Below are 22,270 nucleotides of genomic sequence, written 5' to 3' on the forward strand. Positions count from 1 at the left end.
CGGGTCGTCCTGCTGCGGTGATGGGCAGCGGCAGTCTCGCGGCGCGATGACGCATCGGCAAGGGCGGTTGACGCGACGGGCGAGGGTGGCGAGCATCCGCGGCGACGGATGGAGGGGTTTGGATGACGGCCGATCTGCTGCTGGAGGGGCGCGTCTTTCGCGGTCTTGCGGGGGGCTTCGCCGAGGCGGTGGCGGTGAAGGACGGGCGCGTCGTGGCGGTTGGCACGCGGGCCGAGGTGGATGCAGCGGTGGGGCCGGGGACGCGGCGGATCGCGCTCGGTGGGCGCGTGGCGATCCCCGCCTTCAACGAGGCGCATATGCATCTGCTGCCCTATGGGCTGGGGCTGGCACAGGTGAACCTGCGGGCGGAGGAGGTGAAGAGCCTCGACGAGGTGCTGGGGCGCATCCGGGTGGCAGCGCAGCAGGCGCCGAAGGGGGCCTGGGTGCTGGGGCGGGGCTATGACCACAGCGCGCTCGATGTCGGGCGGCATCCGACGGCGGCGGAGCTGGATGCGGCGGCGCCGGACAACCCGGTGTGGATCGTCAGGACCTGCGGGCACATGGCCGTCGCCAACGGCGCGGCGCTGCGGGTGGCGGGGGTCGGGCACAACACGCCGGACCCGGAGGGGGGCGTCATCGAGCGGCGCGGCGGCGGGCTGACGGGGCTGGTGCAGGAGCGGGCGATGCGGCTCGTCTCCGCCTCGATCCCGAAGCCGGATGAGGCGCGGATGGTGGATGCCATCGAGGCGGCGTGCCGCAACCTCGCCGCGATGGGCTTCGCCTCGGCGACGGACATGAATGTCGGCATGACGGCGGGGATGGCCGAGGTCGCGGCCTATGAGGCGGCGAAGCGGGACGGGCGGCTGCCGCTCAGGATGTGGCAGGTGCTGGCGGGGAATCCGGAGGGCATCGCGGAGGCGGCCTGGGAGGCGGGGCTCAGGCCGATGGCGGGGGATGATTCGCTGCGCTGGGGGGCGGTGAAGGTCTTCGCCGACGGCAGCGCGGGGGGGCTGACGGCGGCCTTCTTCGACCGGTATGTGCCGGCGGATACGCGGGGGGTCTTCACCTTCCCGGACGAGACCATTCATGCGCTGCTGCGGCGCTACCATGAGCAGGGGTGGCAGCTCGACATCCATGCGATCGGCGATGCGGCGATCGAGCAGGTGCTGCGGGGGATGGAGGCGGCGGATAGCGCAGCGCATTCCTTCGCCGGGCGCAGGCACCGGATCGAGCATTGCGGCTTCGTCACGCGCGACCAGCGGCGGCGGATGCTGGCGCGGGGCATCCTGCCCGTGCCGCAGCCGGTCTTCATGTATGAGTTCGGCGATACCTACATCGCCAATCTCGGGCGGGAGCGGAGCGAATACGCCTACCCGATGAAGACCTGGCTGGAGGAGGGGCATCATCCGGCGGCGTCGTCGGATTGTCCGGTCTCGACGGTCGATCCCTTCGTCAACCTCTTCACCATGCTGACGCGGAAGACGAACAAGGGGACGGTGCTGGGTGCCGAGGAGGCGCTGACCGCGGAACAGGCGGTGCATTGCCAGACATGGTGCGGGGCCTACACGCAATTCGCCGAAGAGCGGCGCGGTGCGCTGGAGCCGGGGATGCAGGCGGACATCGCGGTGCTTTCGGGCGATGTCTTCGCCATGGAGGCGGAGGCGGTACTCGATGTGCGGGCGGATCTGACGCTGCGCGAGGGTGCCGCGATCTTCGACCGGCATGGCGAGATGGCCTGATGTTGCGCCATGCATTGCGGCGGGTGGCGTTGGTGGTGCCGGTGCTGCTCGGGGTGCTGCTGATCGGCTTCCTGCTGATGCAGGTGGTGCCGACCGATGCGGCGACGGTGCGGGCGGGGCCGACGGCGAGCCCCGAGGTGGTGGAGGCGATCCGGCGCGACCTTGGGCTCGACAAGCCGCTCTATGTGCAGTTCGGCCTCTATCTGTGGCGGCTGGCGCAGGGGGATCTCGGCGTCTCCATCATCAACAACGTCCCCGTGACGCAGGAGCTGGGGGCGACGATCGGGCCGACGCTGGAGCTGATGGTGGCGAGCCTCATCTGGGCGATCCCCATCGGCATCCTGCTCGGCACCGTCGCGGCCTATTGGCGGGGCGGGGTTCTCGACAAGGCGGTGCTGGCCTTCAGCGTGGCCGGCGGGTCGGTGCCGGTCTTCTTCCTCGGGCTGCTGCTGATCTGGTTCGTCGGCTTCCAGTGGCAGCTGCTGCCCTTCACCGGTCGGGGCGGGCCGCTCTGGAGCGTCGAGGGGTTGCAGGCGATCATCCTGCCGGCGCTGACCCTGGGCGGCGTCTTCATCGGCCCCGTCGCGCGGATGACGCGGACGGCGGTGCTCGACGTGCTCTCCGCCGACCATGTAAGGACGGCGCGGGCGAAGGGGCTGACGGAGGGGCGAGTCGTCACCGCGCATGCGTTGCGGAACGCGCTGATCCCCGTCGTCACGCTGATCGGCTTACAGATCGGCTTCCTGCTCGGCGGCGCGGTGGTGACGGAGACGGTGTTCTCCTGGCCCGGCGTCGGGCGGCTGGCGGTGGGAGCGATCCTCTCCTCCGACCTGCCGATGGCGCAGGGGACGATCATCGTGCTCTCGGCAGGGTTCATCCTGATCAATCTTTTCGTCGATCTGCTCTATGCGGCGCTCGATCCGCGCATGAGGGCGGCATGAACGCCATCGCACCGCCGAAGCGGGCGGGGCTGCTGATGCGGCTGCTGCGCGACCCGGCGGCGGCGGTGGCGCTCGGCTTCGTCGTGCTGATGGTGCTGGCGGCGCTGCTCGCGCCCTGGATCGCGCCGACCGATCCCTTCGACAACGACCTCTCGCTCTCGATGAAGCCGCCGGGGACGCCCGGCCTGCCTCTGGGTGCGGATGCGCAGGGGCGGGACCTCGTGACGCGGATGCTGTTCGGGCTGCGGGCCTCGCTGCTGATGGGCTTCGTCGCCACGGCGGCAGGTGGTGTCGTCGGCGTGCTGCTCGGCTTCCTCGCCGCCTTCTACCAGCGCTGGCTGGATGGTCCGATCATGCGGCTGATGGACATGATGCTGTCCTTCCCGGCCATTCTCGTCGGCCTCGCCATCGCGGCGATCTTCGGGCCGGGGATTTCCAGCGTGATCCTCGCGCTCGCCATCGCCACCGTGCCGCTGATGGCGCGGATCGCCCGCGGCAGCGCGCTGGTGACCATGCGGCTCGACTATATCGAGGCGGCGCGGGCCATCGGCATGACGGATGCGCGGCTGATCTGGCGGCACCTGGCGCCCAATTGCCTCTCGGCGATCTTCGTCTTCACAACGCTGCGCTTCGGGCAGGTGATCCTGCTCGGCTCGGCGCTGTCCTTCCTCGGGCTCGGGGCGCAGCCGCCGATGGCGGAGCTGGGCGCGATGGCGAGCGAGGGACGCAACTTCCTGTTCTTCGCGCCGCATGTCGCGGTGATCCCCTGCATCGGCATCTTCGCCATCGTGCTCGCCTTCAACCTGCTCGGGGATACGCTGCGCGATGCGCTCGACCCGCGGCTTCGCTTTTGAGGAGAGGTCCATGAAGCAGCTTCTTGCCGCCGCGCTGCTGGCCGTCTCGGCCGGCACCGCGCTCGCCCAGCCGGCGCCGCGCAACACGCTGGTCGTGCTGCGCGAGATCGATGCAGACAACTACGATCCGCCGCGCTCGACGGCGCGCGCCGCGGGCGAGAGCCTCTACATGATGAGCGACACGCTGGTCTCGCTCGACTGGGACATGAAGACGGTGAAGCCGGGGCTCGCCGAGCGGTGGGAGGTCTCGCCGGATGGCAGGACCTACACCTTCCACCTCCGGCGCGACGTGACCTTCTGCGACGGCAAGCCCTTCACCGCGCGGGACGTGGTCTACACCATCAACCGCTGGCTCGACCCGGCGACGCGGAGCCCGGTGCGCTGGCGGGCGGGGCCGGTGAAGGAGGTGCGGGCGGTCGACGACCACACCGTCGAGTACGAGCTGAACGAGCCCTATGGCGAGCTGCTCTATCAGTTGAGCCTGTTCTTCGCCTCCATCGTCGACCAGGCGACGGTGGAGAAGCTCGGCGCGAATTTCGGCGTGCAGGGCTTCAACGGCACGGGGCCCTATTGCTGGACGAGCTGGACGCCGCGGCAGGAGCTGGTGCTGACGCGCCATCCGAACTACCGCTGGGGGCCGCCGATCTACCGCAACCCCTCGCCGCAGGTGGAGCGGGTGATCTGGCGCGTGGTGCCGGAGAGCCAGACGCGGCTCGCCGCCCTGCAGACGGGGCAGGCGGATGCGACGCAGTACATCCCGCCCATCGCCATCAACCAGCTTCGGCAGATGACCACCATGGTCAGGATGTCGACGCAGGAGAACTATTTCTGGGACTACTTCGTCGGCTTCAAGGTGGACAAGCCGGTGATGAACGACCCGGCGGTGCGGCGGGCGATCAACCAGGCGGTCAACCGCGCGGCGATCGTCCAGGCGGTGTGGTTCGGCTCGGCGGTGCCGGCGGACAGCTACCTCAACCCGAACACGGCGGGCTATGACGCCGAGGCCGCGGCGCTGGTGCCGCGCTACGACCCGGAGGCGGCGAAGCGGACGCTGGACGAGGCCGGCTGGCGGATGGGGCCGGACAATGTGCGGGTGAAGGACGGGCAGCGCGCGAGCTTCCTTACCTATGTCATCAACACCCAGCAGGGCCGGCAGGTGCTGGAGGCGATGCAGGCCGACCTGCGGCGCGTCGGCATCGAGATGAAGATCCAGCTTTGGGATGCGACGGTGGGCTGGGGCAGGCTGGCGACGCAGGAATTCGACGCCTTCATGATGTCCTACCCCTATGTGACGGCGACGGACGGCTTCTCGCTCTATTTCGACAGCCGCAACCGGCCCACGCCGAACCGGATGAACTGGTCCGACCCGGCGACCGACCGGGCGCTGGAGCAGGCCAAGGTGGCGCTCGACCCGGCGGCGCGCATGGCGGCGATCGCCGAGGCGCAGCGGCTGGTCGCGGCTGCGAACGTATGGCTCCCGGTGGCGCGGGAGCAGCTCTGGGTCGCATCCTCGATGCGGGCGGAGGGCATCAGGGCGCATGGCATCTATGGGGTCGCGCTCTACAAGGGCCTCGATATCCGGCTGACCAGGTAGGGGAGAGAAACCATGTCCGTCACGCTCATCCGCAATGCGGATATCGTCCTGGCCTGGGACGAGGCCCGCAAGCAGCATGTCTACATGCCGAATGGTGACGTCGCCTATGAGGACGGCAAGCTGCTCTTCGTCGGCCGCGACTATGCTGGGCCGGTGCATGAGACCATCAGCGGCTCCGGCATGATGGTGATGCCGGGGCTCGTCAACATCCACTCGCACCCATCCTCCGAGCCGATGAACAAGGGCTTCACCGACGAGGTGGGGACGCCGGGGCTCTACAATTCCTCGCTCTACGAGTACCTGCCGATCTTCCGGCCCGATCCGGGAGCGGTGCATAGCTGCGTGAAGGTGGCGCTGTCGGAGCTGCTGCTCTCGGGCGTCACCACGGTTGCCGATCTGTCGATGGCGCATCCAGGCTGGCTCGACCTGCTGGCGGAGAGCGGCATGCGGGTCTGCATCGCGCCGATGTTCCGCTCGGCGCGGTGGTTCACCAAGAACGGGCATGTGGTGGAGTACGAGTGGGACGCCGCCGCCGGCGAGAAGGCGATGGCGGAGGCCTTCACCTTGGTCGAGCGCGCCGAGCAGCACGAGAGCGGGCGGCTCTTCGGCATGGCGGTGCCGGCGCAGATCGACACCTGCACGCCGGAGCTGCTGCGCGACAGCCATGACGAGGCGAGGCGGCGCGGCATCTCCTGGCAGATCCATGCGGCGCAGTCGGTCTCGGAGTTCCATGAGATCACGCGGCGGCATGGCTTCACGCCGATCGGCTGGCTACATGAGCAGGGATTGCTGGATGAGCGGGCGATCATCGGGCATGGAATCTTCCTCGACGATCATCCGTCGACGCCCTGGCATACGCGGCGGGACCTCGAGATTCTCGCCGAGACGGGGACGACCGTCGCGCATTGCCCGACGGTGTTCGCGCGGCGGGGGATCACGCTGAAGCATCTCGGGCGGTACAAGCGCTCGGGCGTCAACATGGGGCTCGGGACAGATACCTATCCGCACAACATGCTCGATGAGATGCGGCTCGCGGCCTATCTGGCGCGGACGCAGGCGACGGACCCGCGGAGCATCTCGACGACCGAGCTGTTCGAGGCGGCGACCGTCGGCGGGGCGAAGGCGCTGGGGCGCGAGGATATCGGGCGCCTGGCGGCGGGGTGCCGGGCGGATTTCGTGCTGGTGGACGTCACCCATCCGCAGATGCGGCCGGCGCGTGACCCGGTGCGGAGCCTGATCTATGCGGCGGGCGACCGGGCGCTGCGCGCGGTCTATGTCGACGGGCGGCAGGTGGTGCGCGACGGCGAGGTGCTGACGATGGACTATCCGGCCGCCGCCGCCGAGCTGCACGAGGCGCAGAAGCGCTGCGAGGCGGAGGTGCCGGAGCGCGACTGGGCGCACAGGCCGGTGGAGAAGATCTCGCCGCCGAGCTTCCTCTGGACGTGAGCGGAGAGCCGCTGCTGCGCATCGAGGGGCTGCGGACGCGCTTCGGCACTTTCGCGGCCGTCGATGGCGTCGATCTGGAGGTGCCGCGCGGACGGACGCTCGGCATCGTCGGCGAGAGCGGTTGCGGCAAGTCGGTGCTGTCCCTCTCGGTGATGGGACTTGTGCCGCGGCCGGGGCGCGTCGCCGAGGGGCGGGTGGTGCTGGAGGGGCGCGATCTGTTGACGCTCCCGCCCGGGGAGATGCGGCGGGTGCGGGGCGGGCAGGTGGCGATGATCTTCCAGGAGCCGATGACCTCGCTCAACCCGGTGCACAGCATCGGCGCGCAGATCGTGGAGGCGATGCGGGCGCATGAGCCGGGGGCGCGGGACCTGCGGGGGCGGGCCATCGAGGCGCTCAGGCGCGTGCGGATTCCGTCGCCGGAGCGACGCTTCGAGGAATATCCGCACCAGCTCTCGGGCGGGATGCGGCAGCGGGTGATGATCGCCATGGCGCTGGCCTGCAACCCGCGGGTGCTGATCGCCGACGAGCCGACGACGGCGCTCGACGTGACGGTGCAGGCGCAGATCCTCGACCTGCTGCGGGCGCTGCAGGCGGAGACGGGGATGTCCATCATCCTCATCACCCATGATCTCGGCGTGGTGGCGGAGATGGCCGATGAGGTGGCGGTGATGTATGCCGGGCGCGTGGTGGAGCGGGCGCCGGTGGCGGCGGTGTTCGAGGATCCGCAGCACCCCTACACGATCGGGCTGCTCGGCTCCGTGCCACGGCTGGATGAGGACAGGGCAAGGCTGCTTGCCATCGAGGGCAGCGTGCCGCCGCCCTTCGCCCTGCCGCCGGGCTGCCGCTTCGCGCCGCGCTGCCCCTTTGCCGTGGCGGCCTGCCGGGAGGAGGTGCCGGCGTTGCGCGGCATCGGTGCGGGGCATGGGGTCGCCTGCATCCGCGCGCCGGTGGAGCTGGCGGCATGACGGTGCCGCTGCTGGAACTGGAGGGCATCGCGCGGCACTGGCCGGTCAAGGGCGGCGTGGTGCGGGCGGTGGACGGCGTGTCCTTCAGCCTGCGGCGCGGCGAGACCCTGGCGTTGGTGGGGGAGAGCGGGTGCGGCAAGTCCACGACCGCGCGGCTGGCGCTGCGGCTGATCGAGCCGAGCGCCGGGCGGGCGCGGATCGACGGAGTCGACATCAACGGGCTGTCGGGCGGGGCGCTGCGGCGGATGCGGCGGCGGGCGCAGATCATCTTCCAGGACCCTTTCGCCAGCCTCAATCCGCGGCTCTCGGTGGGGGATGCGATCGAGGAGCCGCTGATCGTCCATGGCGTCGGCGACAAGGCGGCGCGGGCGGCGCGCGTGCGGGAACTGCTTGGGCTGGTCGGCCTCGCCGAATGGCAGGCAGGGCGGTTTCCGCATGAGTTCAGCGGCGGGCAGCGGCAGCGCATCGGCATCGCGCGAGCGCTGGCGGTGCAGCCGGAGCTGATCATCTGCGACGAGCCGGTCTCGGCACTCGACGTGTCGATTCAGGCGCAGGTGGTGAACCTGCTGAAGGATCTGCAGGCGCGGTTCGGCCTCGCCTATCTCTTCATCGCGCATGACCTGGCGGTGGTGAAGCACATGGCGGACCGGGTGGCCGTCATGTATCTCGGCCGCATCGTGGAGGTGGCGGAGACGCGACGGCTCTTCGCCGACCCGCGGCATCCCTATACGCGGGCGTTGCTGGCGGCCATCCCCCGCCCCGACCCGCGGCGGAGGGGGATGGTGACGCCGCTGGGCGGCGATGTGCCGAGCCCACTCAACCCGCCGCCGGGCTGCCGCTTCCATACGCGTTGCCCGCTGGCGCAGGCGGTCTGCCGGGAGGTGGAGCCGCCGGCGGTGGAGGTGGCGCCAGGGCATCACAGCGCCTGCCACTTCGCGGCCGAGCTGCCGCCGGTGGAGCAGGTGGCGGAGGGCGGGTTGTCGCCGGTTGCGGCGCGGCGCCTCGCCCTCTTTGGTCAGTCGGCGCCGAGCACCTTGACGTAGCTGCCGGGCGCATCCTCGAGTGCCGGCAGGGCGCCGTTGCCGGGGATGCGCGCGGGCACCTGCTCCTTGGCGCCCTTGTCCTGCGCGGTGATCCAGCGGTGCCAGTCCGGCCACCAGGAGCCGGCGAGCTCGGTCGCGGTCTCGAACCATTGCTCCGGGTCGGGCGGCAGGCTTTCATTCACCCAGTGGCTGTACTTGCCGCTGCCGGGCGGGTTGACGATGCCGGCGATATGGCCCGAGGCAGCGAGGACGAAGCGGATCGGGCCGGTGTAGAGCTGGGTCGCGCGGTAGGTGGATTTCCACGGCGCGATGTGGTCCTCGCGCGTCGAGATCATGTAGCTCGGCGTCCTGATCTTGCGGAGGTCGATCTTGACGCCCAGCAGCTCGATGCCGCCGGGCTTCGCCAGGTCGTTCGCCTGGTACATGCGGCGGAGGTAGAAGCTGTGCATCTTCGCCGGCATGCGGGTGGAATCGTCGTTCCAGTAGAGCAGGTCGAAGGGGAAGGGCTCCTGACCGAGCAGGTAGTTGTTGACGACGAAGGACCAGATGAGGTCGTTGGCGCGGAGCATGTTGAAGGTCGTCGCCATCTCGCGGCCTTCGAGATAACCGCGCTGCTGCATCTTCTCCTCGAGGCCGCGGAGCTGTTCCTCGTCGATGAAGACGGAGAGTTCGCCGGCTTCCTCGAAGTCGGTCATGGTGACGAAATAGGTGGCGGTCTTGACCCGCGTGTCGCGCTTGGCCGCCATGTGGGCGAGCGTCGTCGCCAGCAACGTGCCGCCGAGGCAGTAGCCGATGGCGTTGACCTGGCGCTCGCCGGTGGCCTGCTCGATGGCGTCGAGCGCGGCGTAGACACCATCGCGCATGTAGTCGTCGAAGCCCTTCTCGGCGAGCTGCTCGTCCGGGTTCACCCAGGAGACGACGAAGACGGTGTGGCCCTGGTCCGTCGCCCATTTGACGAAGGAGTTCTTCGGCCGCAGGTCGAGGATGTAGAATTTGTTGATCCAGGGCGGGAAGATGACGAGGGGGCGCCGCAGCACCGTCTCGGTCGTCGGGGCGTACTGGATGAGCTGCATCAGGTCGTTCTGGTAGACGACCTTGCCGGGCGTGACGGCGATGTTCTCGCCGACGCGGAACTTGCTGTCATCCGTCATGCGGATGCGGAGTTTGCCCTTGCCGCGTTCGAGGTCGGCCAGCAGGTGGGAAAGGCCCTTCAACAGGTTCTCGCCGCCGGTCTCGGCGGTCTTGCGCAGTACCTCCGGGTTGGTGAGGAGGAAATTCGACGGGCTCATCGCATCGACGAATTGCCGCGTGTAGAAGTCGACCTTCTGCGCGGCTTTCTGGTCGAGCCCCTCGACGCTGCCGACGACCGTCTGGAAGTAGCGGGCGCTGAGGAGGTAGCTCTGCTTGATGAAGTCGAAGACCTCGTTCTCGCGCCAGGCCTCGTCCTTGAAGCGGCGGTCCTTCGGGTCCTCGGCGATGACGGGGGCGGCGGCCTCGCCCAGCATGCGGCGGGCGGTGTTCTGCCAGAGGGTCAGGTAGTCCTGCCAGAAGCCGAGCTGGGCCTGGACGAGGCTGGCCGGGTTGGCCATCAGCCGCGTGGTCATCTCGAGGAAGGCGCCGCCGATGTTCAGCGGGTCCGGCACGGGGCCGCCGCCATCCTGCTGGCGCTTGAGGAAGTCGGCGACGATCCGCTGGCCGCGCTCGGCGACCTCGGACATGGTACGGGTGACCAGCGCCGGGTCCGGCATCCGGAACTGGTTGGTTTCGGTGATTTTTTCGTCGGCCATGGCGCATCCTAGCCCTTGGGGCTATGCCATCCAACCCCGCTGCTGGCGCAGGGTTGCTTCCCTGTCAACCGGTTCCGGGCTAGTGCTTCCGCTGGATGGAGGCCGGATGATGCGGAGCGTGCGGGCGGGGGTGCTGCTGGTCCTGATGCTCGGCGGATGCTCCGTGCCGAAGGACGTCAACCCGGTCGAGATCTATCGCAGGATCTCGGGCGAGGCGGATGCCGGGCGGCCGCCGCCGCCGGGGATGGACAGGCCGCGCCCGAACCTCGCCAGCGTGCCGCCGCGGCCGGAGCGGCCGCCGCCCGAGGTGCGGGATGCCGTCTCCGCCGCGCTGGCCGTCGACCGGGAGCGGTCGCGCGACGTGTTGGCGCCGCGGGGCGAGCCGGCGCGGTTCCGCGCTGCCTCGCAAGGCGATCCGGCGATTCCGGCCGCGCCGCCGCCGAGGGCCTCGCTGGCCGGGGCGCCCTCCGTGCCCTGGAGCGAGGGGGCGCCGCGCCGTGGCCGGGCCGCGCCCGCGGTGCTGGACGAGCCGGCGGCGCCGCCCGCCATGCCGGACCTGGCCCCGGCGCCGCCGCCGCCCGACCTGCTTGGCGCGCCACCTCCGCCGCCGCGGCTTTGATCCTCGCCGGGAGCCTCGCGGGCGCCGGCGCAAACGGCTATAGGGGCAGACCGGGCGGCTGCAAGGCCCGGCCAACCCCGATCGGACCCAAGTCGATGACCGAGGAATTCCACCGAATCCGCCGCCTGCCGCCCTATGTCTTCGCGGAAGTGAATGCCGCCAAGGCCCGGGCCCGAGCAGCCGCGGAGGACATCGTGGACCTCGGCATGGGCAATCCGGACAGCCCGACGCCGCCGCATATAGTCGCCAAGCTGGTCGAGGCGGTGCAGGACCCGCGAACGCATCGCTATTCCATGTCGAAGGGCATCCCCGGGCTGCGGAAGGCCCTGGCGGGCTACTACAAGCGCCGCTTCGGCGTCATCCTCGACCCGGAGCGGGAGGTGGTGGCGACGCTCGGCAGCAAGGAGGGGCTGGCCAACCTGGCGCAGGCCATCTCCTCGCCGGGCGATACGATCCTGGTGCCGAACCCCTCCTATCCGATCCACCAATTCGGCTTCATCATCGCCGGCGCTTCCGTCCGCAGCCTGCCCTGCACGCCGGATGACGAGATGCTGGCGGCGATCGACCGCGCGGTGCGGCACTCGGTGCCGAAGCCGACTGCCGTGATCGTCAACTTCCCGTCCAATCCGACGGCGCATCTGGCGAGCATCGAGTTCTACCGCGACCTCGTGGCGCTGTGCCGGCGGCACGAGCTCTTCATCCTCTCCGACCTCGCCTATGCCGAGCTCTATTTCGGCGAGACGCCGCCTTCCGTGCTCGAGGTGCCGGGGGCGAAGGAGGTGACGGTGGAGTTCACCTCGCTCTCCAAGACCTACAACATGCCCGGCTGGCGCATGGGCTTCGCCGCCGGCAACGAGCGGCTGATCGAGGCGCTGACGCGGGTGAAGTCCTACTTGGATTACGGGGCCTTCGCGCCGATCCAGATCGCGGCGACGGCGGCGCTGAACGGGCCGCAGGATACCGTCGCCGAGATGCGGCGGCTCTACCGCGAGCGGCGTGACCTGCTGGTGAAGGGGCTGCGCCAGGCGGGGTGGGAGACGCCCTCGCCGGAGGGCTCGATGTTCCTTTGGGCGCCGATCCCGGAGAAATTCCGCCACCTCGGTAGCGTCGAGTTCAGCAAGCTGCTGCTGGCGCGAGCCAAGGTTGCGGTCGCGCCGGGCCTCGGCTTCGGCGAGCATGGCGACGGGCATGTGCGCATCGCCCTGGTCGAGAACAACCAGCGCATCCGCCAGGCGCTGCGGGGCATCCGCAGCTTCCTCCAGGGTGACAATCTCGGGCCGGTGGCGGCGGAGAAGGAGCAGGTCTCGGCATGAGCAAGCCGCTTTCCATCGGCGTTGCGGGGCTCGGCACTGTCGGGGCCGGCGTTCTGAAGCTGCTCGCGCAGAATGGCGACATCGTCGCGGCGCGGGCGGGGCGGCCGGTCACGGTCGGCGCGGTCTCGGCGCGGACGCGGGGGCGGGACCGGGGTGTGACGCTCGACGGCCTGCGCTGGCATGACGACCCGGTGGCGCTGGCGGCCGATCCGGGCGTCGACGTCGTTGTCGAGTTGATCGGCGGAAGCGGCGGGCCGGCCCGCGCCCTGGTGGAGGCGGCCATCGCAGCGGGCAAGCCGGTCGTCACCGCCAACAAGGCGCTGCTCGCGGTGCATGGCGCGGCGATTGCCGAGATGGCGGAAGGGCGGGGCGTGCCGCTGGCCTTCGAGGCAGCGGTCGCCGGCGGCATCCCGGCGATCAAGGGGCTGCGCGAGGGGCTGGCGGCCAACAGGCTGATGCGCGTCGCCGGCATCCTCAACGGCACCTGCAACTACATCCTCACCACCATGCGCGAGCAGGGCCGGGAATTCGGGGATGTGCTGGCCGAGGCGCAGGCGCTCGGCTATGCGGAGGCGGACCCCTCCTTCGACATCGACGGAGTGGATGCGGCGCACAAGCTGGCGATCCTCGCGGCGCTCGCCTTCGGGCGGCCGGTCGATTTCGACGCGGTGCATGTCGAGGGCATCCGCGAGATCACGGCGATGGATATCGCCTTCGCCGGGGAGCTCGGCTACCGGATCAAGCTGCTCGGCATCGCGGGGCGCGACGAGGCGGGGATCTCGGCGCGGGTGCATCCCTGCATGGTGCCGGTGGCCGCACCCATCGCGCGGGTCGACGGCGTGTTCAATGCCGTCGTCGCCGAGGGAGATTTCGTCGGACGGGTCATGCTCGAGGGACGGGGGGCGGGGGCGGGGCCGACGGCGAGCGCCGTGGTCGCCGACCTCATCGACATCGCGCGCGGGCGGCACACGCCGGTCTGGGGCGGGGCGCTCGACGTGGCGCCGGCGGTGCCGATGGAGCGGCATCGCGGGGCCTATTACCTGCGGCTGATGGTGCTCGACCGGCCCGGCGTCATCGCGGATGTGACCGGCATCCTGCGCGACGGGGCGATCAGCCTGGAATCGATGCTGCAGCGCGGGCGGGCGCCCGGCGAGGCGGTGCCCGTCGTGCTCACCACGCATGATTGCGAGGAGGCGGCGATGCGCGCCGCCCTCGACCGCATCGCCGCGCTGGATGCGGTGCTGGAGAAGCCGGCGCTCATCCGCATCGAGGCACTGTGACCGCCGGACCATGACCATGGTCGGGCTTCTTGTTTTATCGCGTGATTCGCGCCTCCGGCTGTTCCAGCCTTCGGCGATCAAGTTCTGAGGGAGAAGATCATGTCTGCGGCCACACTCGGCAAGGTCGTCGACCGCAACCTGGCGCTGGAGCTGGTGCGGGTGACGGAAGCGGGCGCCATCGCCGCCTCCCAATGGATCGGGCGCGGGGACAAGAACTCCGCCGATGGTGCGGCGGTGGATGCGATGCGGCGGGCCTTCGACACCGTCGCCATCACCGGCACCGTGGTGATCGGCGAGGGCGAGATGGACGAGGCGCCAATGCTCTACATCGGCGAGAAGATCGGGCTCGGCGGGCCGGAGGTGGATATCGCCGTCGATCCGCTGGAGGGCACCTCGATCACCGCCAAGGGCGGGCCGAACGCCATCGCCACGCTGGCGCTGGCCGAGAAGGGCGGCTTCCTCCATGCGCCCGACATCTACATGGACAAGATCGCCATCGGGCCGGGCTTCCCAGAGGGGCTGGTCGATCTCGATGCCACGGTCGAGGAGAACCTTCGCGCGCTGGCCCGCGCCAAGAAATGCGAGGTGGGCGACCTCATGGTCTGCACGCTGGACCGCGACCGGCACAAGGCGATGATCAAGGCCTGCCGGGCAGTCGGCGCACGCATCACCCTGCTCGGCGACGGCGACGTGTCGGGCGTCATCGCGGTCAGCCAGCCGGAGACGGGCATCGACATCTATATCGGCTCGGGCGGCGCGCCGGAGGGTGTTCTGGCGGCGGCGGCGCTGCGCTGCATCGGCGGGCAGTTGCAGGGGCGGCTGCTTTTCGAGAATGACGAGCAGGTGGAGCGGGCGCGGGGCATGGGCGTCACCGACCCGCAGCGGAAGTACAGCGTCGAGGAGATGGCGCAGGGCGAGGTGATGTTCGCCGCGACCGGCGTCACCACCGGCCCGATGCTGCGCGGCGTGCGGCGGACGGCGCATGGCGCCATCACCCATTCCATGGTGATGCGCAGCAAGTCGGGCACGGTGCGGTATGTGGAGGGGCACCACAATTACGAGCGGAAGCCGCTGCCCTTCTTCGGCTGAGATGATGATGGAGCCTGTTCTGGGCATCGGCCGCAGCCTGACCGGGCGGCGCTGGGTGTGGCGCGAGGCGGAGGAGCGGCTTGGCCTCGCCATCGCCCAGCGCTCCGGGCTGCCGGAGCTGGTCGGGCGGCTGCTGGCGGCGCGGGGCGTGCCGCTGGAGGGCGTCGGCGACTTCCTCGAGCCGACGCTGCGGTCGATGCTGCCCGACCCCTCGCGGCTGATCGACATGGATGCGGCGGCGGAGCGCCTGGCCCAGGCTGTGCGCAGCGGCGAGACGGTGGCCGTCTTCGGCGATTACGACGTCGATGGGGCATGTTCCGGCGCGCTGATGGTCAGGGCGCTGCGGCGGCTCGGCTGCACGGTCAGCCATTACGTGCCGGACCGGCTGAAGGAGGGCTACGGGCCCAATCCGGCGGCGATCCGGACGCTCTGCGAGCGGGGGGCGACGCTGATCGTCTGCGTCGATTGCGGCATCGCGGCGCATGAGGCGCTGGCGGCGGCCGAGGGGCGGGCGGATGTGGTGGTGCTCGACCACCACAAGTCGGAGGGCGCGGTGCCGCGCGTCACGGCGGCGGTCAATCCCAACCGGCTCGATTGCACTTCGGGGTTGCGGAACCTGTGCGCGGCGGCCGTCGCCTTCCTGGCCGTCGTGGCGCTGCACCGGACGCTGCGGCGGATGGGGCATTTCGCGCAGGCGCAGGAGCCTTCGGCGATTGAATTGCTCGACCTGGTGGCGCTGGCGACGGTCTGCGACGTGATGCCGCTCACCGGCGTCAATCGAGCCCTGGTCGCCCAGGGGCTAAAGGTGATGGCGCGGCGCGGGCGTGCGGGCGTCGCCGCGCTGCTCGATGTCGGGCTGGTGCGGGACTTGCCGACGGCGCATTCGCTCGGCTTCGTGCTGGGGCCGCGGATCAATGCCGCTGGACGGGTGGACGAGCCCGATCTCGGGATGCGGCTGCTGCTTTGCGACGACCCGGTCGAGGCGCGGGCGATGGCGGAGCGGCTGGATTCCGTCAACCGGCGGCGGCAGGAGGTGGAGGCCGAGGTCCTCGGCGCCGCCTTCGCCGCGGCCGAGGCGCAGCATGCGGCTGGGCACCCCGTGCTGCTGGTCTGCGGCGATGGCTGGCATCCGGGCGTCGTCGGGATCGTGGCGGGGCGGGTGAAGGAGAAGTTCAACAGGCCGGCCTGCGTCGCCGGGCTGGCCGGCGGGGTGGCCAAGGGCTCGGGGCGGTCGGTGCCCGGGGTCGATCTCGGCGCGGTGGTGATCGCGGCACGGCAGGCGGGGCTGCTGGAAACTGGCGGCGGCCATGCGATGGCGGCCGGGTTCAGCTTTCTCGCGGAGCGGCGGGAGGCTTTTCATGCCTTCCTCGGCGAGCGGCTGGCGATGGCGAAGGGGCTGCCGGGGGCGGCCGACCTCGTCGTCGAGGGGAGCGTCGCCGTGCCGGCGGCGACGACCGACCTCGCCTGCCAAGTGGAGCGGCTGGCGCCCTTCGGGGCGGGGAATGAGGAGCCGGTCTTCGTCCTGCCGCGGGCGCGGGTGGTGCGCGCGGATCGGGTGGGGAAGGAGGGGAACACCATCCGCGCCTTCATCGAGGGTGAGGCGGGCGGGCGGCTGAAGGCCATCTGCTTCCGCGCCAAGGAGGGGCCGCTGGCCGAGGCGCTGCTGGCGCGGCAGGCAGGGTCGCTGCATCTTTGCGGCCAGATCAGGGCCGAGCGTTGGAACGACACGGTGAGCGCCTGCTTGCACGTGGTGGATGCGGCACCGGTTCAGGCGGGCTGACGCACTCCTCATCTGCGGAATCGTGAAGGCCTGTCACGCTCCGTCACGGCTTGCCACGGGATTGCGGCGGGAATGCCGTGAAGCAGCCTTCGCCGGGGTGGAGCGTTGCCCGGACGACAACCGGAAGGAGATGGGCATGCGCCGTTTGCTGCTCGCCGCGATGCTGGGCATGGGGATGCTGTCGGGGGCTGCCTTGGCGGCGCCGGCGGGGCCGGGGTTATCGGCGGCCCAGGGCTCGCTGGTGATGCCGGTGCAGTATCGCCGCCACTATGCGCCGCCGCCGCGCTATTACCGTCACCGGCGTTATGCGCCGCCGCCGCGCCGCCATTACCGGGCTTACCCGCCGCCGCGGCCGCGCTACGCCCCGCCGCCCCGGCCGTACTACCGCTAACGGGGGCCGCGTGACGCCTTAGTTCCGGCGAGCCGCGGCCCAGGCTTCGGCGATTCGGGCGATGGGATCCTCGGGGGCTGGACGCGGGGCGCTGCTGCCGGAGGCGCCGCCGGGGACATCGCCCCACCGCCGGACCGGGCCGCTGTCGAGGTGGACGAAGCTCCGGCTGTTGTACACGCCGACCCCGCCACGCCGCATCTCCAGCGCGGCGTTGGCGAAGCCGGGGAGTTGCGCCGCCGGCAGGCAGACATCGAGGGCACGCGCGGTGAGGTGCTGGCTATTGCCGGCGCCGCAGACCAGCGCATTCGTCTCCGGCGTGCGGAAGCCCGAAACGACGAGGAACTCGCCGCGCCAGCGGGCACGCTGCCCGGCCTCCCAGAGGATGTCGATGGCGGTCGGGTCGAAGGCGTGAACGGTGCCGCTCCGGCTGTCGGCGAGGACGGCGGAGATGTCGGCGAGCGCCCTTGGATCGACGGTACGGCCGTCATGATAGGCGCCGTTGAATCGGGCGCCGGTGGTGGCGTGGCGCAGGGTCAACCGTCGCAGGGCGGGTGCCGTGCGCTGGGTGGCGAGGGCAGGCGTCGAGAGGGCGGCGGGCGCGAGGGCGCCGAGAAGCAGGGACCGACGATGCATGGCAGCCTGCCTAGCCGTGTGCCAGCGGCGGCGGAACCCTTGCTCGCGCGAACGCGTCCGTACTCCCGCAAGCGCGATCGGGAGTCCAACTTGGACGTTAGAACCGCTGAGAGATGACGCGCCCAGGGTGCTGGCGGGGGTTTGGGCGCGGGGTTTGCGCCAGGAAGGGGCTGGTACTCGCGGGATTCGAGCCGCGTCGGCGCCCGGGCGCCGGTACAGAGGCCGTGAGCAAGGGCAAGGCTGGACGTTGCCGGCCGGGCGGTGTAGTTGAGCCGCCCACGGTCCCGACAGGGTCCGGCACAGGCCAGTCCCCATCGTCTAGAGGCCTAGGACACCAGCCTTTCACGTTGGTAACACGGGTTCGAATCCCGTTGGGGACGCCACGCCAAGGCGGGACTTCCCATGCATGTCGAAGCAGGACGCTCCCAAGGTGGACTCGTTCAACTTCGAGTTGAAAAACTTCTGCGGCGAATGCTCGGTTACTTCCTCCTCGCGCTTTTTTGAGTGATCCACCGCCATTCTGTTTGCCCATGCGGCGCGAAAAGCGCGATCAATCCCAAGGGGATGTTGGGGGAAGTTCGGATGTCGGCGGAACTGTCCATCAGGGGCCAGAGAGTCCCTGAGCGCTATTCGCACGCCTTCGGCGGCAGCGTGGAGCGCTTGCCGGAAGGCTGGATCTGCGGGCGCCATTGTGACATCGGCGGCGATCCGGGCCGGCCGGTCCGGGTGGACCTGGTGCTGCTGCATCCGGGCCTCGGCGTCGCGCTGCTCGATTTCGGCGAAAAGACCGAGGGTGCCGAGCAGGTGCTCCGGGCGAGGCTGGAGGAGGCGCGGTTCGGTGCCATCTTCGGCGGCTACCTGCCGGTGCTGCATGGCTGCCTCGGGAGCGACGAGGTTCCCGACATGGCCGGCATCGCCCGCGCCTTCGATCAGGTGCCGCCGCTCAGCGTCTCCGGGGGGAGCGCATGGATCTCGACGGTCGCGCGGCTGATTGTCCCGGTCGACCGGGCTTGGGCGGACAACTGGGTCGGTGCGGCGAATCGCGGCGCCGCGCCGCGGATGCCGACGCAGGCGTCCCACGGTGGCAATGTCGTGCCGCTGCGGCGGGTCGCGGCGGTGCAGCCACCGGCCGCGGAGCCGGAAGACCTTGCCATGCCCGTGCAGCCTCCAGCGCCGCGCGCGCGGAAGCCCTGGCTTATGGCAGGCGGCGCCGGGGTCGCGGCGGTGGCGGTGCTGGCAGGGCTGTGGCTCGGCTCGGGGCATCGGCCGGAGCCGGTGGCGCGAAGTGCCGCCACGGCCGGAGTCGTGACGCCGGTGCAGTCGGGGCCGGCCCCGGTGGCGGCCGCGTTGCCTTCCATGCCCATGGCGCCGTCCCCGGCAGCAGTGACGCCGGTGGCGGTGGTTGCACCCGTGATGCCACCGCCGGCGGCGCAGCGGCCGCTGTCACGGCCGGTGCGGATGGAACGGCCGGCCCGGGCCCGGCCGCCGGCGAGGCCGGCGCAACGGGCGGCCTCGCAGCGGTCGGGGCGCGGCTGAGCAGGGGCTACTGGTAGCCGCCGCTCTTCTCGCGCTCCTTCGCGGCCGCTTCCTGGGCGCCGGTATCGACCTTCTTTTCCTCGGTGCCCTTGGGCGGGGCCGGCTGCTCGGTCGCCGTGGCGGGTTTGGGCGTGTCGTCGGCCATGGCTGGTTGCTCCCTCGGTTGAGCAGGGCCAACCGGCGCCGCGGGCCGAAGTTCCGCCGTCAGCGCTTCGGGAAATCCCCGGGCGCGAGGGTGCCGAGCTCGCTCAGCAGCATCGGCCAGGAGCGCAGCCCTTCCGCCAGGGAGGACAGGCGGAAGAACTCGTTCGGGGCGTGTGCATCCTCGTCCGGCATGGCGAGGCCGAACATCAGGCTGTCGATGCCGAGGCTCTCCTGGAACAGGGTGGTGATGGGCACGGTGCCGCCGGCGCGGGTGCGGACGGGGCGCTGGCCGTGCACCCATTCGGTGACGCGCTCGGCCGCGAGCAGCAGCGGGTGGTGCGGGCCGAGGGTGAAGGCGCGGGTGCCGCCCGGCTGGTACTGGAAGTCAGGCGCCACGCCGGGTGGGCAGTGCGCCTCCAGATGGCGGCGGAGCGCGGCCTGGGCGGCGGCGGGGTCCTGGCCGGGGACGAGGCGCATGGTCAGCTTCGCATGCGCCTCGCAGGGCAGGACGGTCTTGCCGCCGGCGCCGGTGTAGCCGCCCCACATCCCGTTCACCTCGATGGTCGGGCGGACGGTGATGCGCTCGCGCAGCGTGTAGTCCGGGTCGCCATAGGGGGCGGCGCCGAGCGCGGCGTACCAATCCGCCTCGTCGAAGGGCAGGGCGGCGCTTTCGGCGCGGATGTCCTGCGTCACCTCCATGGCGCCATCGAGGAAACCCTCGACCAGGATGCGGCCCTGCTCGTCATGCAGCGAGGCGATGAGCTTCGCCATCTCGTGCAGCGCATTGCGGACGGCGCCGCCGACGCGCCCGGAATGGGCATCCTTCGCTGCAGTGCGGAGGCTGAATTGCAGGGCGGCGATGCCGCGGCAGCCGACGCTGACGCTAGGGGAGGTGGTGCTCGCGCGGCCGCCATCGGCGGAGAGCATGGCGTCCGCCGCCAGCAGGTCGCGGTAGGTCTCGATGATGGCGGGGAGGGAGGGGCTGCCGACCTCCTCCTCGCCTTCGAGGAAGACCTTCACGTTCACCGGGCAGCCGCCCTCGACCGCGAGGAAGGCGCCGACGGTCTCGACGGCGACGAGGGTGGACCCCTTCACGTCAGAGGCGCCGCGGGCATACAGGCGGCCGTCGCGGATCGTCGGCTCGAAGGGCGGCGAATGCCAGAGCTCCAGCGGGTCCGCCGGCTGCACGTCGTAATGGCCGTAGAGCAGGATGGTCGGGCGGCCGGGCGCCCCCTGCCAGGCGGCGTAGATGGCAGGCTGGCCGCCCCCGTCGAGCAGTTGCACGTCCTGAAGGCCAAGGGCGCGGAGGCGGTCCATGAGGAAGTCGCGTGCCGCCGCCATGCCCTCGGAACAGGCCGGGTCGGTGCTGACGGAGGGGAGGCGGAGCAGCGCCTTCAGCCGCTCCAGGATGGCCTCGTACTGGCTTTCGAGGTGGCGGATGACGGCATCGCTCATCGGCGGGGTCCTTCAGCGGCGGGCGTGCGGCCAGGTCCAGGCGGGGTCCGGCGACCCTGTTCCCCATGCGAGGGCTTGTCGAGGGGGTGGGAGGCGGGTGCAGGATCGCCCCAGGAAACGAGGAGACGTCCAATGCCCTATGCGGAAGCCGATGGCGCGCGCTTGTGGTACGAGGAGGCCGGTAGCGGCCTGCCCATACTCTTCATCCATGAATTCGGTGCGGATCATCGGGAATGGGAGGAACAGATGCGGTTCTTCTCCCGCGAATACCGCTGCATCGCCTATTCCGCACGGGGCTATCCCCCTTCCGACGTGCCCGAGGACCCGAAGCTCTACGGGCAAGACCACGCCGTTGCCGATGCGGTGGCCGTGCTGCGCCATCTCGGCATCGGCAAGGCCCATATCGTCGGGCTGTCGATGGGTGGGTTCGCCACGCTGCTCTTCGGCATCCGCCATCCGGAGATGGCCCTGTCGCTGGTGCCGGCGGGGGCGGGTTCCGGCTCGCCGCGAGCGGAGCAGGCGGAGTTCCGGGCGCAATGCGCGGCGCGTGGCGACAGGCTGATCGCTCAGGGCTGGCGCGGCGGGATGGCGGAGGAGACGGGACACGCGCCGACCCGCATTCAGCTGAAGAAGAAGGATCCGCGCGGCTGGGCGGCCTACATGGCACGGTTGGCGGAGCATTCCGGGCGCGGGACCGGGCTCACCATGAAGCACTACCAAGGCGAGCGGGACTCGATCTTCGACTGGGAGGCGGAGCTGCGCCGGATGGAGGTGCCGACGCTGCTCGTCGTCGGCGACGAGGACTGGCCTTGCATCGAGACCAACATCTTCCTCAAGCAGGTGCTGCCGAATGCCGGGCTCTGGATGTGCCCGCGCACCGGCCATGCCATCAACCTCGAGGAGCCGGCGGCCTTCAATGCGGCACTGGCGAGCTTCTTCTCGACGGTGGAGCGGGGGCGGTGGCAACTCGGTTGAGCACCGCCTTCAGCGGCAGGTGATCCGAGGCGCGGCGGGCGAGGGGCGTGTCATGCACCTCAACCGCCGCGACCAGGCCGGGCGGGTGGGCCATGATGCGGTCGAGCGAGCCGACCGGGTGGAAGGCGGGGAAGGTCGGCGCCCGCGGCGGCGTGCCGAAGAGCGGGGCGAGGACGCCGAGGACGGAATGGCCGGGGTGCCATTCGTTGAGGTCGCCCATCAGCAGCGTCGGCATCTCCGGCCCGGCGGCGATCGCCTCCAGCAGGGCGCGGGCCTGGAGGCGGCGGCGCTCGGCGCCGAGGCTCAGATGGGTGGCGACCAAGCGGAAGGGGCCCCAGCCGGCCTCCAGCTCAGCCATGACCGCGCCACGCGGCTCGAGGCCGCCCAGGCGAAGGGCGACGGGCGCGCCGCGCAGCCGGACGTGCGGGCGGGCGAGGACGACGTTGCTGCGCCAGCCGGGATGGCCGGGGCGCTCGGCGATGGGCAGCGGGTGCAGGTCGAGGGTCCGGGCGAGCAGGCCGAGATCCAGCATCGGCGCGCCGCGGCGGAGGTAGTTCTGCGCCTCCTGCAGGGCGATCAGGTCCGGGGCGATCTCGGCGATGACGGCCTGGATACGCGTGCGGCTGTCGCGGAGGCCGGCGGCGTCGCGGCCGCGATGGACGTTGTAGGTGGCGACGAGCATCCGG

20 protein-coding genes and 1 tRNA gene are annotated in these 22,270 nt (G+C 70.7%); 16 read left to right on the forward strand and 5 right to left on the reverse strand.

What is annotated here, in order from left to right; genetic code table 11:
• The first annotated feature begins 122 nt into the window (after positions 1-122).
• The 7 genes from JMJ56_RS03870 to JMJ56_RS03900 are packed head-to-tail and all read left to right on the forward strand — an operon-like array spanning position 123 to position 8,582.
• Positions 123-1,739, forward strand: a complete 1,617-nt coding sequence (locus tag JMJ56_RS03870; protein WP_202830263.1) for an amidohydrolase — start codon at positions 123-125, stop codon at positions 1,737-1,739.
• Positions 1,739-2,680 carry an ABC transporter permease gene (locus JMJ56_RS03875; RefSeq protein WP_202830264.1) on the forward strand — a complete coding sequence of 314 codons (942 nt, stop codon included), beginning with the start codon at positions 1,739-1,741 and terminating at the stop codon, positions 2,678-2,680. The genes JMJ56_RS03870 and JMJ56_RS03875 overlap by 1 nt, the downstream gene beginning before the upstream one ends.
• Positions 2,677-3,534 carry an ABC transporter permease gene (locus JMJ56_RS03880; protein ID WP_202830265.1) on the forward strand — a complete coding sequence of 286 codons (858 nt, stop codon included), beginning with the start codon at positions 2,677-2,679 and terminating at the stop codon, positions 3,532-3,534. The genes JMJ56_RS03875 and JMJ56_RS03880 overlap by 4 nt, the downstream gene beginning before the upstream one ends.
• A gap of 10 nt (positions 3,535-3,544) precedes the next feature.
• On the forward strand, positions 3,545-5,128 hold the full coding sequence (locus tag JMJ56_RS03885; protein ID WP_202830266.1) for an ABC transporter substrate-binding protein: 1,584 nt from the start codon (positions 3,545-3,547) through the stop codon (positions 5,126-5,128).
• A gap of 12 nt (positions 5,129-5,140) precedes the next feature.
• Entirely contained in the window at positions 5,141-6,574 is a 1,434-nt protein-coding gene (locus JMJ56_RS03890) for an amidohydrolase family protein (protein ID WP_202830267.1), read from the forward strand.
• Positions 6,571-7,539: an ABC transporter ATP-binding protein gene (locus tag JMJ56_RS03895; RefSeq protein WP_202830268.1), complete on the forward strand. Its 969-nt coding sequence runs from the start codon at positions 6,571-6,573 to the stop codon at positions 7,537-7,539. The genes JMJ56_RS03890 and JMJ56_RS03895 overlap by 4 nt, the downstream gene beginning before the upstream one ends.
• On the forward strand, positions 7,536-8,582 hold the full coding sequence (locus tag JMJ56_RS03900) for an ABC transporter ATP-binding protein (RefSeq protein ID WP_202830269.1): 1,047 nt from the start codon (positions 7,536-7,538) through the stop codon (positions 8,580-8,582). Before JMJ56_RS03895 ends, JMJ56_RS03900 begins: the two co-directional genes overlap by 4 nt.
• Here the strand turns inward: JMJ56_RS03900 and JMJ56_RS03905 are convergent.
• Entirely contained in the window at positions 8,555-10,369 is a 1,815-nt protein-coding gene (locus JMJ56_RS03905) for a PHA/PHB synthase family protein (protein ID WP_202830270.1), read from the reverse strand. The two genes, JMJ56_RS03900 and JMJ56_RS03905, sit on opposite strands and share 28 nt — an antisense overlap.
• Positions 10,370-10,475: 106 nt before the next feature.
• On the opposite strand from JMJ56_RS03905, the gene JMJ56_RS03910 reads away from it, so the two are divergent.
• The 6 genes from JMJ56_RS03910 (at position 10,476) to JMJ56_RS03935 (ending at position 16,841) form a co-directional block, all read left to right on the forward strand.
• Positions 10,476-10,988 (forward strand): hypothetical protein, encoded by a 513-nt coding sequence (locus JMJ56_RS03910; RefSeq protein WP_202830271.1) that lies wholly within the window; start codon positions 10,476-10,478, stop codon positions 10,986-10,988.
• A gap of 95 nt (positions 10,989-11,083) precedes the next feature.
• Complete coding sequence (locus JMJ56_RS03915) at positions 11,084-12,301, forward strand: LL-diaminopimelate aminotransferase (protein WP_202830272.1); 1,218 nt, start codon at positions 11,084-11,086, stop codon at positions 12,299-12,301.
• A complete protein-coding gene (locus JMJ56_RS03920; RefSeq protein ID WP_202830273.1) occupies positions 12,298-13,581 on the forward strand; it encodes a homoserine dehydrogenase in 1,284 nt (427 codons plus the stop codon). The genes JMJ56_RS03915 and JMJ56_RS03920 overlap by 4 nt, the downstream gene beginning before the upstream one ends.
• 99 nt (positions 13,582-13,680) lie before the next feature.
• Complete coding sequence (gene glpX, locus JMJ56_RS03925) at positions 13,681-14,670, forward strand: class II fructose-bisphosphatase (RefSeq protein WP_202830274.1); 990 nt, start codon at positions 13,681-13,683, stop codon at positions 14,668-14,670.
• Between the two features lie 7 nt (positions 14,671-14,677).
• Positions 14,678-16,450 (forward strand): single-stranded-DNA-specific exonuclease RecJ, encoded by a 1,773-nt coding sequence (gene recJ, locus JMJ56_RS03930; protein WP_407927878.1) that lies wholly within the window; start codon positions 14,678-14,680, stop codon positions 16,448-16,450.
• A 136-nt stretch (positions 16,451-16,586) separates the two neighbouring features.
• The gene (locus JMJ56_RS03935; RefSeq protein ID WP_202830276.1) at positions 16,587-16,841 is read left to right on the forward strand and encodes a hypothetical protein; all 255 of its coding nucleotides are present in this window, start codon (positions 16,587-16,589) and stop codon (positions 16,839-16,841) included.
• Positions 16,842-16,859: 18 nt separating this feature from the next.
• Here the strand turns inward: JMJ56_RS03935 and JMJ56_RS03940 are convergent, their stop codons facing one another.
• Entirely contained in the window at positions 16,860-17,474 is a 615-nt protein-coding gene (locus tag JMJ56_RS03940; protein WP_202830277.1) for a YcbK family protein, read from the reverse strand.
• Positions 17,475-17,781: 307 nt separating this feature from the next.
• Between JMJ56_RS03940 and JMJ56_RS03945 the strand changes: the two genes are divergently transcribed.
• A tRNA-Glu gene (locus JMJ56_RS03945) sits at positions 17,782-17,857 on the forward strand.
• Positions 17,858-18,056: 199 nt separating this feature from the next.
• Positions 18,057-19,010: a hypothetical protein gene (locus tag JMJ56_RS34765; protein ID WP_202830278.1), complete on the forward strand. Its 954-nt coding sequence runs from the start codon at positions 18,057-18,059 to the stop codon at positions 19,008-19,010.
• Between the two features lie 7 nt (positions 19,011-19,017).
• On the opposite strand, the gene JMJ56_RS03955 is transcribed toward JMJ56_RS34765, so the two are convergent.
• Together JMJ56_RS03955 and JMJ56_RS03960 are read right to left on the reverse strand one after the other, a co-directional pair.
• Positions 19,018-19,155, reverse strand: coding sequence for a hypothetical protein (locus JMJ56_RS03955; RefSeq protein WP_202830279.1), 138 nt, complete (start codon positions 19,153-19,155; stop codon positions 19,018-19,020).
• 59 nt (positions 19,156-19,214) lie between these two features.
• Entirely contained in the window at positions 19,215-20,609 is a 1,395-nt protein-coding gene (locus JMJ56_RS03960) for a dipeptidase (RefSeq protein WP_202830280.1), read from the reverse strand.
• Between the two features lie 132 nt (positions 20,610-20,741).
• Here JMJ56_RS03960 and JMJ56_RS03965 point away from each other — a divergent pair, with 132 nt between their 5' ends.
• On the forward strand, positions 20,742-21,584 hold the full coding sequence (locus JMJ56_RS03965) for an alpha/beta fold hydrolase (RefSeq protein WP_202830281.1): 843 nt from the start codon (positions 20,742-20,744) through the stop codon (positions 21,582-21,584).
• Here the strand turns inward: JMJ56_RS03965 and JMJ56_RS03970 are convergent.
• Positions 21,523-22,266, reverse strand: a complete 744-nt coding sequence (locus tag JMJ56_RS03970) for an endonuclease/exonuclease/phosphatase family protein (protein ID WP_202830282.1) — start codon at positions 22,264-22,266, stop codon at positions 21,523-21,525. The genes JMJ56_RS03965 and JMJ56_RS03970 overlap by 62 nt on opposite strands.
• Between the last annotated feature and the right edge of the window lie 4 nt (positions 22,267-22,270).

This window comes from Belnapia arida (assembly GCF_016773205.1).
GTDB classification, from domain to species: domain Bacteria; phylum Pseudomonadota; class Alphaproteobacteria; order Acetobacterales; family Acetobacteraceae; genus Belnapia; species Belnapia arida.